At 63.2% G+C, this 13,027-nt stretch carries 10 protein-coding genes; 6 read left to right on the top strand and 4 right to left on the bottom strand.

What is annotated here, in order from left to right; all coding sequences use genetic code 11:
* The first annotated feature begins 79 nt into the window (after nucleotides 1-79).
* Together B0W55_RS11865 and B0W55_RS11870 are read left to right on the top strand one after the other, a co-directional pair.
* A complete protein-coding gene (locus B0W55_RS11865; RefSeq protein ID WP_077046185.1) occupies nucleotides 80-1,585 on the top strand; it encodes a PLP-dependent aminotransferase family protein in 1,506 nt (501 codons plus the stop codon).
* A 3-nt stretch (nucleotides 1,586-1,588) separates the two neighbouring features.
* Nucleotides 1,589-2,356: a metallophosphoesterase gene (locus B0W55_RS11870; protein ID WP_077046186.1), complete on the top strand. Its 768-nt coding sequence runs from the start codon at nucleotides 1,589-1,591 to the stop codon at nucleotides 2,354-2,356.
* Between the two features lie 143 nt (nucleotides 2,357-2,499).
* On the opposite strand, the gene B0W55_RS11875 is transcribed toward B0W55_RS11870, so the two are convergent.
* Nucleotides 2,500-3,261: a helix-turn-helix domain-containing protein gene (locus B0W55_RS11875; RefSeq protein ID WP_371807266.1), complete on the bottom strand. Its 762-nt coding sequence runs from the start codon at nucleotides 3,259-3,261 to the stop codon at nucleotides 2,500-2,502.
* Between the two features lie 127 nt (nucleotides 3,262-3,388).
* On the opposite strand from B0W55_RS11875, the gene B0W55_RS11880 reads away from it, so the two are divergent.
* The 4 genes from B0W55_RS11880 (at nucleotide 3,389) to B0W55_RS11895 (ending at nucleotide 8,191) form a co-directional block, all read left to right on the top strand.
* On the top strand, nucleotides 3,389-4,600 hold the full coding sequence (locus B0W55_RS11880) for an MFS transporter (protein ID WP_077046187.1): 1,212 nt from the start codon (nucleotides 3,389-3,391) through the stop codon (nucleotides 4,598-4,600).
* A 349-nt stretch (nucleotides 4,601-4,949) separates the two neighbouring features.
* Nucleotides 4,950-6,689 (top strand): dipeptidase, encoded by a 1,740-nt coding sequence (locus tag B0W55_RS11885; protein ID WP_077046188.1) that lies wholly within the window; start codon nucleotides 4,950-4,952, stop codon nucleotides 6,687-6,689.
* Between the two features lie 82 nt (nucleotides 6,690-6,771).
* Nucleotides 6,772-7,476 (top strand): bifunctional 2-polyprenyl-6-hydroxyphenol methylase/3-demethylubiquinol 3-O-methyltransferase UbiG, encoded by a 705-nt coding sequence (locus tag B0W55_RS11890; protein WP_077046189.1) that lies wholly within the window; start codon nucleotides 6,772-6,774, stop codon nucleotides 7,474-7,476.
* A 100-nt stretch (nucleotides 7,477-7,576) separates the two neighbouring features.
* Nucleotides 7,577-8,191: a dihydrofolate reductase family protein gene (locus tag B0W55_RS11895; RefSeq protein ID WP_077046190.1), complete on the top strand. Its 615-nt coding sequence runs from the start codon at nucleotides 7,577-7,579 to the stop codon at nucleotides 8,189-8,191.
* Nucleotides 8,192-8,281: 90 nt separating this feature from the next.
* Here B0W55_RS11895 and B0W55_RS29920 read toward each other — a convergent pair whose 3' ends face one another.
* The 3 genes from B0W55_RS29920 to B0W55_RS11915 all read right to left on the bottom strand — a co-directional run bounded on the left by B0W55_RS29920 (nucleotide 8,282) and on the right by B0W55_RS11915 (nucleotide 12,925).
* Entirely contained in the window at nucleotides 8,282-8,512 is a 231-nt protein-coding gene (locus B0W55_RS29920) for a hypothetical protein (RefSeq protein ID WP_077046192.1), read from the bottom strand.
* A 91-nt stretch (nucleotides 8,513-8,603) separates the two neighbouring features.
* The gene (locus B0W55_RS11910; protein WP_077046193.1) at nucleotides 8,604-11,765 is read right to left on the bottom strand and encodes a multidrug efflux RND transporter permease subunit; all 3,162 of its coding nucleotides are present in this window, start codon (nucleotides 11,763-11,765) and stop codon (nucleotides 8,604-8,606) included.
* Nucleotides 11,766-11,791: 26 nt separating this feature from the next.
* Nucleotides 11,792-12,925 carry an efflux RND transporter periplasmic adaptor subunit gene (locus B0W55_RS11915; protein ID WP_139340899.1) on the bottom strand — a complete coding sequence of 378 codons (1,134 nt, stop codon included), beginning with the start codon at nucleotides 12,923-12,925 and terminating at the stop codon, nucleotides 11,792-11,794.
* Between the last annotated feature and the right edge of the window lie 102 nt (nucleotides 12,926-13,027).

Genomic DNA, 13,027 nt, shown 5'->3' on the forward strand with positions numbered 1-13,027 from the left:
GCTTATTTTTCACCGAAACTGGACTAAAGTATTGATCCACTTTTCAAGTATCTGATTGGCCCAATTCAGAGCCACCCCCATGAACGACACACCCTCAGGGCAGGTCACCTGGTCCCTCGCACTCGATGCCCGGCGCGACGGTGAAACCCTTCAAACCTGGCTTTACCGTGCGCTGCGCCAAGACATTCTGGGCGGTCGCCTGCCGCGCAATCACCTACTGCCCAGCACGCGCTACCTGGCCGCTCAATATGGCGTGGCCAGGGGCACGGTACAGGCGGCGTACAACCAGTTGTTGTCCGAAGGCTATCTGCACGCTTCACAAGGCAGCGGGACGCGGGTCAGTCGCACCCTGCCGGACGATCATCTGGCGCGGGCGAGCAACCTGCGCGCGGCAACCGTGCAACCGGATGCGTTGCCGCCGGTACTGACCACTCGCTGGGCTCGGGCGCTGACCGAACACCCCGCTGCGTTCCCTCTGGAATCGCGCTTTTCCTCCCAGTTTTTCGTGCCTCACAGTTGCGACGTCGCACGCTTCCCGATCGATATCTGGCGCCGTCTGCATGCAAGGCACCTGGGCGCCATTGAGCCGTCGGTACTGTCCAAACGCTCCGCCCAGGGCGCACCGGCGTTGCGCCAGGCGATTGCCGAGCACCTTGGTATCGCCAGGGGTGTAGCGGTCAGCGCGCAGAACATCGTTCTGGTGAGCAGTGTCCAGCAGGCGCTGGATATCTGCCTTCGGCTGATCGTCGAGCCCGGCGATCCGGTCTGGATGGAGGACCCGGGCTACCCGGGCGCCCGGCATATCATGCAGAGCGCGCAAGCAGACATCGTGGATGTTCCCGTAGACGAGTCAGGCATGGTCGTGGACGAAGGCATCAAAAAAGCGCCCATGGCACGCCTTGCCTACGTAACGCCGTGCCGGCAGTCCCCCATGGGCGTCGCCCTCGCCCCGGACCGGCGCCTGGCACTGCTCAGATGGGCCAGGGAGCATGGCGCCTATATTTTCGAGGACGACTATGACAGCGAGTACCGGTTCATCGCCAAACCCATTCCGGCGATCAGGAGCCTGCCCCAGGCCGACAGCCATGTGATCCTGGCCGGCACCTTCAGCAAACTGATGTTTCCCGCCGTTGGCCTGGCCTATCTGGCCCTTCCTGAGCAGCTGGTCGAGCCCTTCACCAAGGCCCTGTCGATGACGGCTCGCCACGCCAATGGTTTGGCGCAGGCGGTGCTGACCGACTTCATGATCGAGGGGCATTTTGACCGGCATATCCGCAAGATGCGCAAGCTCTATGCGGGCAGAGCCAAGACGTTCCAGACCTTGTCCAGGCAACTGTGGGCCGATTTCATCGAGTTCCCGCCCATCCAGGCCGGGCTCGATGTCGCCGGCCAGCTCAAGGGTTTCACCGAGCCCAACGCACTGGCCTTGATGCGAGATTGTGGTGTCGGTGCCTTTCCCCTGAGCCGGTACACCCGCAGTTGCCCAAAGCCACCGGGCCTGGTCATGGGCTTCGCCGCCCACACCGAACAACAGATAGAGCAACGGATGATCGCGGTTTCACAGGCCCTGATCCGGAGGAATTGATTCATGCGCATCGCCTTGCTGTCCGACATTCACCTGTCCGTCAACCCGATCCCCTTCCCCGAGGTGGCGGCCGATATCGTCGTGCTCGCCGGCGACATTGCCCGGCCGGCCAGGGCGATCGAGTGGGCCAGAGACTGCCCAGCCCCGACCCTGTACGTGGCGGGCAATCACGAGTTTTATGGCAGTGACCTGGTCTCCACCTACGAGCAGTTGCGCCGCCTGACGCAGGGCACGCAGATCAAGGTGCTGGAACGCTCGGAATACGTTCACCAGGGCGTGCGATTTCTGGGGTGTACGCTGTGGTCGGACTATCGACTGTTCGACAAAGGTCTCCAGCGGGATCAGGGCATTGAACTGGCAACCCGGTTGATTCGCGACTTCAGCCACATCAGGGTCTCGCCGGATTTTCCCGACCTGTTCACACCGGCGCTTTCCCAACTGATCCATCTGCAGACCGTCGCCTGGCTCGACGAATGCTTCCGTCGCGACAGCACCACGCCGACGGTGGTGATCTCCCATTTTGCCCCGACCCGGTTGAGCATCAGCGCCAATTTTGCCGACTCGCCGATCAATGCCAGCTTCGTGTCGGACCTCGAAGAACGGATCGAGCAGTGGCAACCGGCACTGTGGTTGCACGGGCATACCCATGGCAGTTTCGACTATCGAGTGGGCAGCACCCGCGTCATCTGCAACCCCAGGGGTTATGCCAAAAACGGGGTCAACGAGAACCCCGGGTTCGACAGCGCGCTGGTGATCCACCTCGACCACTGACCCCCACCTGTGGCCGCTGGCGAAGCCTGCGTCCGGCCGCGTAGCAGTCGCAAAGCCTGAGCATGAGGCGGACCTGAAGGCATGGGGTGGCAGGGTTTGGGGCTGCTGCGCAGCCCAGCGGGAGCAAGCTCCCTCGCCACGGGTTACTTGAAAAAATGACTGGGCGTGGTGCCGAACTGTTTTTTGAACATGGTGCTGAACGCGCTCGGGCTGTCGTAGCCCAGGGCGCCGGCCACGTCGATGATTTTCTCCCCGAGGGCAATGCGTTCCAGAGCCGACAGCAAACGCGCCTGCTGGCGCCACTGGCCGAAGGTCATACCGGTTTCCTTGTGGAACAGGCGCTGGATGGTCTTGGTGTCCAGGCTCAGGCGTTCGCTCCAGTCGGACAGGGTAGAGCCGTCGCCCGGGTCCTGGCGCAACGCCGAGCAGATCGCCTGGATACGCTGATCCCCCGGTTGCGGCAGGTGCAGCGGCAAGGTCGGCAGCAGGGTCAGTTCGTCGACGATCAAGCGCATGATCCTGGCTTCCCGGGAATCCGGGTCGACCGGTGCGGCGATGCTCACCGAGGTCTTGATCAGTTCACTGAGCAACGGCGAAATGCTCACTGCCCGGGTCTCTCCCGGCAGCTCGGGAAAATGCTCCGGGCGCACGAACACGCTGCGCATCTTCAACGCCCCCACGCAACGAATCGAGTGCACGTGACCGCAGGGCATCCAGATGCCACGGCTGGGCGGCACCGTCCATTGGTTGAGCCCGGAATGCACCACCATCACGCCCTCGATGGCGTAGATCAACTGGTGCTTGGCGTGGCTGTGGGGCTCGATGAACCAGCACTCCGGGTAATCGGTCGCACTGGTGCAGACCGGCCACGGCGCTTCGTCCATCGCCAGCAGAAATTCTTCCATCGATTTGTCCATGATGCCCTTTTTACAAAAGTAGGCGCCCGAATCGCGCGAGACAGGCAACAGGGCGAAATCTAGCATAGCGCCTGCCCTGTGCAATGCTCCTTTCCTCCAGCCTGGATGATGTGCGATGTCCTCAATGACACCCCCTATGACCGCCGCCCCGGTAGCCAGCCAGACCAGTCCACTGGTCATGCGGGTGATCGGCGCCTGCGCCCTGGCGCACCTGATCAACGACCTGATTCAGGCGGTGCTGCCGTCGATCTATCCGATGCTCAAGGCCAACTACGGCCTGAGCTTCACCCAGGTGGGTCTGATTACCTTGACCTTCCAGTTGACCGCATCGCTGCTGCAGCCATGGGTCGGTTACCACACCGACCGTCACCCCAAACCATGGCTGCTGCCGGCCGGCATGGTCTGCACGCTGATCGGCATCCTGTTGCTGGCCTTCGTCGGCAGTTTCCCGGCGATTCTCGTGGCCTCGGGCCTGGTGGGGATCGGTTCCTCGACCTTCCACCCGGAAACTTCACGGGTGGCGCGTCTGGCTTCGGGCGGTCGCTACGGCCTGGCGCAGTCGACGTTCCAGGTCGGCGGCAACGCCGGTACCGCCCTTGGCCCCTTGCTGGCGGCGGCGATCATCATTCCCTATGGCCAGGGTCACGTGGCCTGGTTCGGCCTGTTCGCGGTGTTCGCCATCGGCGTGCTGTATGCCCTGAGCCGCTGGTACCGCACGCACCTGAACCTGTTCAAGCTCAAGCAAGGTGGCCAGGCGACCCACGGTCTGTCGAAAGCACGGGTGACCTTTGCCCTGGTGGTGCTGGCCATGCTGGTGTTCTCCAAGTACTTCTACATGAGCAGCTTCACCAGCTACTTCACCTTCTACCTGATCGAGAAGTTCGACCTGTCGGTGGCCAGTTCGCAGCTGTACCTGTTCCTGTTCCTCGGCTCGGTGGCAGCGGGCACCTTCTTCGGTGGCCCGATCGGCGACAAAATCGGCCGCAAGAAAGTGATCTGGTTCTCCATCCTCGGCGCCGCCCCCTTCACCCTCGCCCTGCCCTACGTCGACCTGTTCTGGACCAGCGTGCTGAGCGTGATCATCGGCTTTATCCTCGCCTCGGCGTTCTCGGCCATCGTGGTGTTCGCCCAGGAACTGGTGCCGGGCAACGTCGGAATGATCGCCGGCGTGTTCTTCGGCCTGATGTTTGGTTTTGGCGGTATTGGCGCGGCACTGCTGGGGCATCTGGCGGACAGCCATGGCATCGAGTACGTGTATTCGCTGTGCTCTTACCTGCCGCTGTTGGGCATCCTGACGATTCTGTTGCCGTCGACCAAAGGCGTCTGAACCTCTGCATTCGATCTGCTCGCGAAGGCGGCGGGTCAGTTTGTGTAGATGTGAGGCTAATGGCCTCTTCGCGAGCAAGCCCGCTCCCACAGGGTGTTGGGTCGTACGCAGTATTGGTGTACGACACAAGCCCTGTGGGAGCGGGCCTGCTCGCGAAAGCGTCGTCACATCCAACCTCTCTATACCTGCCCCACAAGGTTTTTCGTTTCTGCGCCGCTTTTGCATGCCTGTGCGACAGTTCCCATTTCAGGGCTCCCGCATCGCGCCCTGGCAGTGTAAGTTTGAAAATGTTTCTGACTAATCAATCAGATATTTCTCACAACCCGCCTGCAAAGGAATGCCCCCAGCAATGGACTTTTCACTCAAGCACCTGGCCGCGACCACCCTGATGCTCGCCAGCCTGTCGTCCTTCACCACCGTTGCCCAAGCCAATATCACCCCGCAACACAGTGCGATCATCCTCAAGACCTTCAGCGACGCATCGGTCACCGATTTCCGCCAGTTCCTCGCAGCGCTGGCCAAGAGCGACGTCGCCAAAACCGACGAGCTGGGCCCGGCCATCAGTGCCTTCCTCGACAACAAGCCACTTGATCCCGAGCAGCAAAACGAAATCCATCGCCTGCTGGGCCTCTACGCCCGGGTGAAATACGGCAGCGCGGCCACCGAAACCCTGCGTGAACTGGTAGCCATCCCCACCGTACGCGTGGAGGGCGTGGCCCAGCACGACAACCCCGAATTCATCAAGATCGCTGAAAAAATCAAAGGTCTCGCCCAGTCCTTCAACCTCAACTTCCGCAACATCGACAACCGCGTCTACGAGATCTCCCTCGAAGGTTCGGGCGAGGAAGTGGTGGGCATTCACGCCCATGCCGATGTGGTGCCGGTGACCCCGGAGAATTGGGTGTTGAAGGACGGCACCCGCCTCGACCCGTTCAAGGTCACCCTGATCGGTGACCGCCTGTACGGCCGGGGCACCGAGGATGACAAGAACGGCATCGTGGTGGCGCTCTACGCCATGAAGGTCATCAAGGAAGAGAAGCTGCCATTGGCGCGCAATTTCAAGCTGCTGGTGGACACCACCGAAGAAACCACGGGCGACGCCATCCCCTATTACTTCGAGCGTAACCCCACGCCCAACTACAACCTGGCGCTGGACGGCGGCTATCCGGTGGTGATCGCCGAGAAAGGCTACGGCACGGTCATGGCCAGTTTTGCCAAGCGCAAGGCCCAAGGCAAAGGCGCAGAAATCACCTCGATGACCGGCGGCATGGCCACCAACCAGATCCCGTCGACATCGGTCGCCACCCTGGTGACGGACAAGCCCGCGCAACTGGCCGCCAGTCTGCAAAAGGCCGGCGCCGACTACGTCAAGCACAACGGCGGCAACTTCGACATCGCCGCCAAGGTGGTCGGCAAGGACGTCAAGCTGACAGTCACCGGGGTTTCGGCCCACTCCTCCGAGCCCGAGTCCGGGGTCAACCCGGTGGCCAGGATGCTCGACTTCATCAACGGCCTGGACGGCAAGGTCGCGCTCAAGCACAACGCCATCACCGACGCTGCCCGCTACGCCGCCGACAACTGGGGCCTGGACTACCTGGGCAGCCAGTTGGGCGTCGGCTTTGCCGATGACTTCATGGGCCCGCTGACCGCTTCCCTGACCTATGTCGGCCTGGACGACAAGGCTTTCAAACTCGCGGTCAACCTGCGGGTGCCGAAGGGCAAATCGCCGGAAACGCTCAAGTCGGAGATCGCTGGCAAGCTGGACGCCTGGAGCAAAAAGAGCAAAATCGCGCCGACCTTCGACTACTCGATCGCCGAGCCGATGTACCGCAACCCCGAAGGCGAATGGGTCAAGGCGTTGCTCGCCGTGGCCACTGAAAACCTCGGCATGAAACATGAGTTCGGCACTTCCGCGGGCGCCACCTCGGTCCACGAACTGCCCAACGGCGTGCAGTTCGGCCTGGCCATGCCGGACGTCAAATACACCGGTCACAACGACAACGAGTTCAAGACCACCGAGCAATTTCTGCTGGACCTGCAGATCGTCACCGAGATGATGGGCCGCATCGGGCAACTGCCGAAACTCTGACCCCTCCGGACCCGCCGCTCTGGCGGGTCCTTTTTTCCAGCCTGGCCTATTCTTTAACCACCCCACTGCATCGGCCACTGCCATGTCTGATCCTCAATCCAGCCTGCTGCAAAGCTGGCACCACAACGCCCGATCCTGGATCGAAGCGGTGCGCAGTGGCGCCATCGAAAGTCGTCGCCAGGTCACCGACCAGGCGATCCTGCTGGCCATCCAGGGTCGCCAGCCCGAACGCGTGCTCGACCTGGGCTGCGGCGAGGGTTGGTTGCTCCGGGCCCTGGCGGATCGGGGCATCGAGGCGGTGGGGGTGGATGGCGACGCGACGCTGGTCGACGCGGCACGCGCGGCAGGTTCTTCACGCCTGCATGTGGCGAGCTACGAAGCCCTTGCAGAGTCCAGGGTGAACATCGGCAAAGACTACGACCTGATCTGCGCCAACTTCGCCCTGCTGCACCAGGACATCATCCCCCTGCTCGCCGCCATCAATGCCCTGCTCGCCCCGGGCGGCGCACTGTTGATCCAGACGCTGCATCCATGGACCGCCGCCGCAGGCGACTATCAGGACGGCTGGCGCGAAGAGACCTTCGACGGGTTCAAGGGACAATGGCACAGCATGCCGTGGTATTTCCGTACCCTGTCCAGTTGGCTTCGGGCGCTGGACATGGCCGGCTTTCGGTTGGTCGAACTGCAAGAGCCGCAGCACCCGCAGAGTCCGCTGCCGCAGTCCTTACTGATGGTGGCCGAGCCTACACCCCCCTGTAGGAGCGAGCTCGCTCGCGATGGTCGTTAACGAAGACGCGGGCTGTCTGCATGCACACGGTGCCTTTGACGCCATCGCGAGCGAGCTCGCTCCTACAGGATTGATCTCACGCACGAATCAGGAGAACACCATGCGCAAACTCACCGTTGCCGCGTTTGTCAGCCTCGATGGCGTCATGCAGGCACCCGGCGGACCTGAAGAAGACCGCAGCGATGGCTTTGGCTTCGGCGGCTGGATCGTGCCCTACGCCGACGAAGTCACCGGCGAGGCAGTCATGGACTTGTTCTCTCAACCGTTCGAATTGCTGCTGGGGCGTCGCACCTATGACATCTTCGCCGGGTATTGGCCGCAGATTGAGTTCGACGCGAATAACCCCATCGCCGACCTCTTCAATGCCGTGCCCAAGCATGTAGCCACCCATCGGCCGGATTCGCTGGCCTGGCACAACAGTCATGCACTGGATGCAAACCTGGTCGACGCCATCGGTGCCCTCAAACAACAGGATGGCTCGCAACTGCTGACCCAGGGCAGTGGCGATCTGGTTCGCCAACTGCTGGCCGCCGGCCTGGTGGACGAACTGCGGCTGATGATCCACCCGGTTCTGCTCGGACGCGGCAAGCGCCTGTTCGGCGATGACGCGCAAGCCTCGGCCTTCACCCTGGAACACTCCACCCGCACCCCGAGCGGAGTCCTGGTCGCCCGCTACACCCGCAGCGGCGAGGTAAAAACCGGCACATTCCTGTAGGAGCGAGCTTGCTCGCGAAGAACACCAGAACACCGCGGGGCGCCAGGTTGCCAGCGTTATCGTTGACGACCCTCGCGAGCGAGCTCGCTCCTACAGGGGGCGACGTGCGGTGGACATGCATTCTGCGGTGCTGGCGAACCAGGTCCCGGCCTGCTGGGCCAGCTTGCGCCATTCGGCGCCGGTGATCAGGCATTCGCGTTCCATGTCGTCTGCGGCCCGCAAGAGTCTGTTGTATCGGTCTTCGGCATCGATATGGTTCTCCGGCATTGCATACAGCCGTCGCCAGGCTGTGATGGCCAGCCTTCTCTGCGCTTCTTTCATCACCCCACCCCCCCGATGTCTATAAGAGATGGATGCCTGCAGCCGTCAGGGGTTCCATTTAACTGAGCCGTCCTTTTTACCCTTCACTGCGTCAATGCATCGTTTGCGGGTCCAGCGGTTTGCCTGGCGTTGTAGCGTCCGACTGCTCTGCGCTGCAGGTGCCGCGCAACCGTCGCGCCACGCCCAGCACCGAGACAAAGAACACCGGCACGAACAACACCCCCAGCACCGTCGCCGCCAGCATGCCGCCGATCACCCCGGTACCGATCGCCCGTTGGCTGGCCGCGCCGGCACCTGTGGCGAGGGCCAGTGGAACGACGCCGAGAATGAACGCCAGCGAGGTCATGACGATTGGCCGAAAACGCAGGCGCGCCGCCTGGGCCGCCGCTTGCGCAAGACTGGCACCCTGGGCGTGCAGCGCCTTGGCGAATTCGACGATGAGGATAGCGTTCTTCGCCGAAAGGCCGATGATGGTGATCAGCCCGACCTTGAAATACACGTCATTGGGCATGCCCATCACCGTCACCGCCGTCACCGAACCGAGCATGCCGATCGGCACGATCAGCAATACGGCAAACGGAATCGCCCAGCTTTCATACAGCGCCACCAGCACCAGCAACACCATGGTCAGCGACAGCCCGACCAACAGTGGCACCTGAGCGCTGGCCTGCTGTTCCTGCAATGACAAACCGGACCATTCCAGGCTGAAACCGGCCGGCAGTTGACGGGCGATTTTCTGCAACTCCACCATGGCCTCGCCGGTGCTGTAGCCGGGCGCGGCATCGCCGGAAAATCGCAGCGACGCCGAGCCGTTGTAACGGCCGATTTGCAAAGGCCCCACCTGCCACTCGAAACGACTGAAGGCTTCCAGCGGCACCAGACGGTTCTGCCGGTTCGGCACCTGCAGGCGCAACAACGCTTCCGGGGTCTGCCGGCTGCTGCCGTCGGCCTGGACGATCACCCGTTGCATGCGCCCCTGGTTGGCGAACTCGTTGATCTGTTCCGACCCCAGGGCCGAGGACAGCGCCGCACTGATCACATCGAAACTCACGCCCAGTGCCTCGGCCTTCTCCCGGTCGATGCTGACATTGATCTGCGGCGCGTCGGCCAGGCCATCTTCCATCAGGTGACCGATCACCTTTGAGGTCTTGGCCGCTTCGAGCAACTGGCTGCGAGCCAGCAACAGCGCTTCGTGCCCGCGCCCGGCCAGGTCCTGCAAGCGCAGATCAAAGCCACTGGAGGTGCCCAGACCATCCACCGGCGGCGGCACCACGCTGTACAGCGTGCCGTCGGGGACGTCCTCAAACGCCTGGTTGGCATGCCGCGCCACCGCCTTGCTGGTCTGCCCGCTGTCGCGCAGCGACCAGTCCTTGAGCGTGACGTAAGACATCGCGGCGTTGGCGCCCTCCCCGGAAAAACTGAAGCCCATGATCGCCAGCACCTGATCGGTGGCCGGCTGCGCCAGGGCGTATCGCTCCCAGGCGCGGACCGTGACGTCGGTGCGCGAGGCCGAGGCGGCGGGCGGCAACTGGATGTCGGTGACGATGTAACCCTGGTCTTCGGCGGGCAGGAACGAAGTCGGCAGCCGCGCGTAGGCAAAACCGAGCACCAGCAGCAACATCAGGTACAGGCCCAGGCTGCGGGCACTGCGCTTGACCCAGCTTGCCCCCAGCCGCTCATAGCGCCGGGCCAGGTTGTCGAAGCGCCGGTTGAAAGCGTCGGTCCAGCGATTGCGCCGGGCGTGATGCGTCGGGTCGAAAGGCTTGAGCACAGTGGCGCACAGCGCCGGGGTCAGGGTCAGCGCAAGAAACCCGGAGAACAGGATGGACACCGACAGCGCCATGGCAAACTGCTGATAGATCACACCCACCGAGCCGCCCATGAACGCCAGCGGCAGGAACACCGCCGACAGCACCAGGGTGATGCCGACGATCGCCCCGCTGATCTGCCCCATGGCCTTGCGGGTCGCGGCCTTGGGCGACAGCTGTTCCTGGGTGATCAGGCGTTCGACGTTTTCCACCACCACGATGGCGTCGTCCACCAGAATGCCGATGGCCAGCACCATGCCGAACAGGGTCATCATGTTGATCGAGAACCCCAGCGGCGCCATGACCGCAACGGTCCCCAACAGGCAGACCGGCACCACCACCGCCGGAATCAGCGTGTAGCGCAGGTTCTGCAAAAACAGCAGCATCACCAGGAACACCAGGACCATGGCTTCGATCAGGGTGTAGATCACTTGCCGGATCGCCACGTCGACAAAGTACGAGGTGTCGTAGGGCACGCTCAGGGCCATGTTCGTCGGCAACGTGCTCGACAGTTGATCGAGTCGCGTCTTGATCGCCTGCGCCGTTTGCAGGGCGTTGGCCCCCGGCGCCAGTTGCACCGACATGGCCGCCGTCGGCTTGCCGTTCAGGCGCGCGTCGAACCGGTAGTCCTGGCGCCCCAGCTCGACCCGCGCCACATCATGGATGCGCACGCTGGAGCCGTCATCGTTGGCTCGCAGCACGATGTTGCCGAAAGCTTCTACCGATTCGAGCTGCCCCTGCACCATCACCGTGGCAGTGATGTGCTGTTCGGCCGGTCCGGGACGTTCGCCCATGGCGCCGGCGGGCACTTGGGCGTTCTGCCCGGCGATGGCTTTGCTGACATCGGCCATCGACAGGTTGTAGCCCACCAGTCGTGTTGGATCGACCCAGATGCGCATGGCCCGCTCGGCGGTGTACATCTGCACCCGCCCGACCCCGGGCACCCGGCGAATTTCATTGTTCACGGCCCGGGCGGCGTAGTCCGCCAGGCCGATGGAGTCCTGCTCGTCGTCGGTGTAGGACAGGGCATACACCAACAGGAAGTTGGAGCGTGCCTGCTCCACTTTCAGGCCCTGCTCGATCACGGCCTGGGGCATACGACCGATCACCCGTTGCAAACGGTTCTGCACATCGACCTGGGCCATATCGGCATCGGTGCCGGGCTTGAAGGTGATGGTGATATCGGCGCCGCCGTTGGCGCTGTTGGATTCGTGATAGATCAGGCCCTTGAGGCCGTTGAGCTCTTCTTCGAGCAGGCTGGTGACATTCTGGCTGACGATCTGCGCCGAGGCGCCCGGGTAGTTGGCGCTGACGGTGATTTGCGTCGGCGCCACGTCCGGGTATTGATTGACCGGCAAGGTACCCAGGGTCAGCAGGCCGACCAGTGAAATGAACAGCGCAATGACAAAGGCGAAATTCGGGCGATTGATGAAAAAATCGGGCATCGATAGCTTCCCAGGGCCTCAGGCCGTCAGTTGCGAGCCTGCTGCTCGGCCAGGGTGATGACGTGGACCGTGGTGCCGGCGCTGAGCTTGTCGACGCGTTCGACCAACACCTGCTCGCCGGCCGACAGGCCCTGGGTGATCTGCCAGTCGGAGCCGAGCATCGTACCGGTGCTGACCACCCGTTCGCGCACTACGCCAGTGGCGTCCACCAGCATCAGCCGCGCCTGGCCGTCGGCGCCGCGCTGCACCGCTTGCTGGGGCACGAACAACGCCTGCGGGTCGACCCCGGCAGGCGCCACCACGCGCACGTACATGCCAGGCAGCAGCAGGTTGTCGGGGTTGGCGAACTCGCCGCGCAGGGTCACCTGGCCGGTGCTGCGGTCCACGGAGATATCGGAGAACAGCAACTTGCCATGGCGTGTCTGGGCGGGGTTGCCCACTTGCAGCGTGACCTCGGCCGAGCCGCTGCCATTGAGGGTCAGGCGTCCGCTGGTCAGGGCCTGCTGAAGGGCCACGACCTGATCGGCGGACTGGGTGAAATCGGCGTAGATCGGGTCCAGTTGCTGAATGCGCGCCATTTGCGTGGCTTCGTCCTGGCCCACCAGCGCGCCTTCGCTGACCAGCGCACGGCCGATGCGGCCGCTGATCGGGGCGCGCACCTGACAGTAATCGAGGTTGAGCCTGGCGCTGGTCAGGTCGGCCTGGGCGGCAAGGCGATTGGCCTGGGCGCTCTTGAGATCGGACATGGCGTCGTCGAAGGCTTGCGGGCTGACGGCGTTGATTTGCACCAGTTGTTTGAAGCGCTGGACCTGGGCGTTGGCGCGATAGACATCGGCTTCGGCCTTGGCCAGTGCGCCCTCTGCACGCATCAAGGCGGCCTTGAGCGGCGCCGGGTCGATGCTGAAGAGCAACTGGCCAGCCTTGACGTCACTGCCTTCCTGGAAGTGGCGGGTCAGTACCACGCCGGCCACCCGTGCGCGTACTTCGGCGACGCGCACCGGCTCGATGCGACCTGGCAGGTCGGTGGTCATGGCGAAGGCGCGGGGCTGGACGGTGAGTGTCTTGACTTGCGGTAGGGGGGTACTGGTTTCGGCGGGCGGCTTCTGATCGCCGCAGGCGGTCAGCCCGAGCAGCGTGATCAGCAGCCAGACGGGTTTCATCGAGGTGAAATCCTTGTGCATTGGTACTCCCTGTTTGGTGCTGTTTTTATTGTGTGCATAACCAGCGGTAACGGCTGCCATCGGTTCCGCCCTTGGTGCGCC

Source organism: Pseudomonas sp. KK4 (assembly GCF_001984065.1).
In the GTDB taxonomy this organism is placed as follows: Bacteria; Pseudomonadota; Gammaproteobacteria; order Pseudomonadales; family Pseudomonadaceae; genus Aquipseudomonas.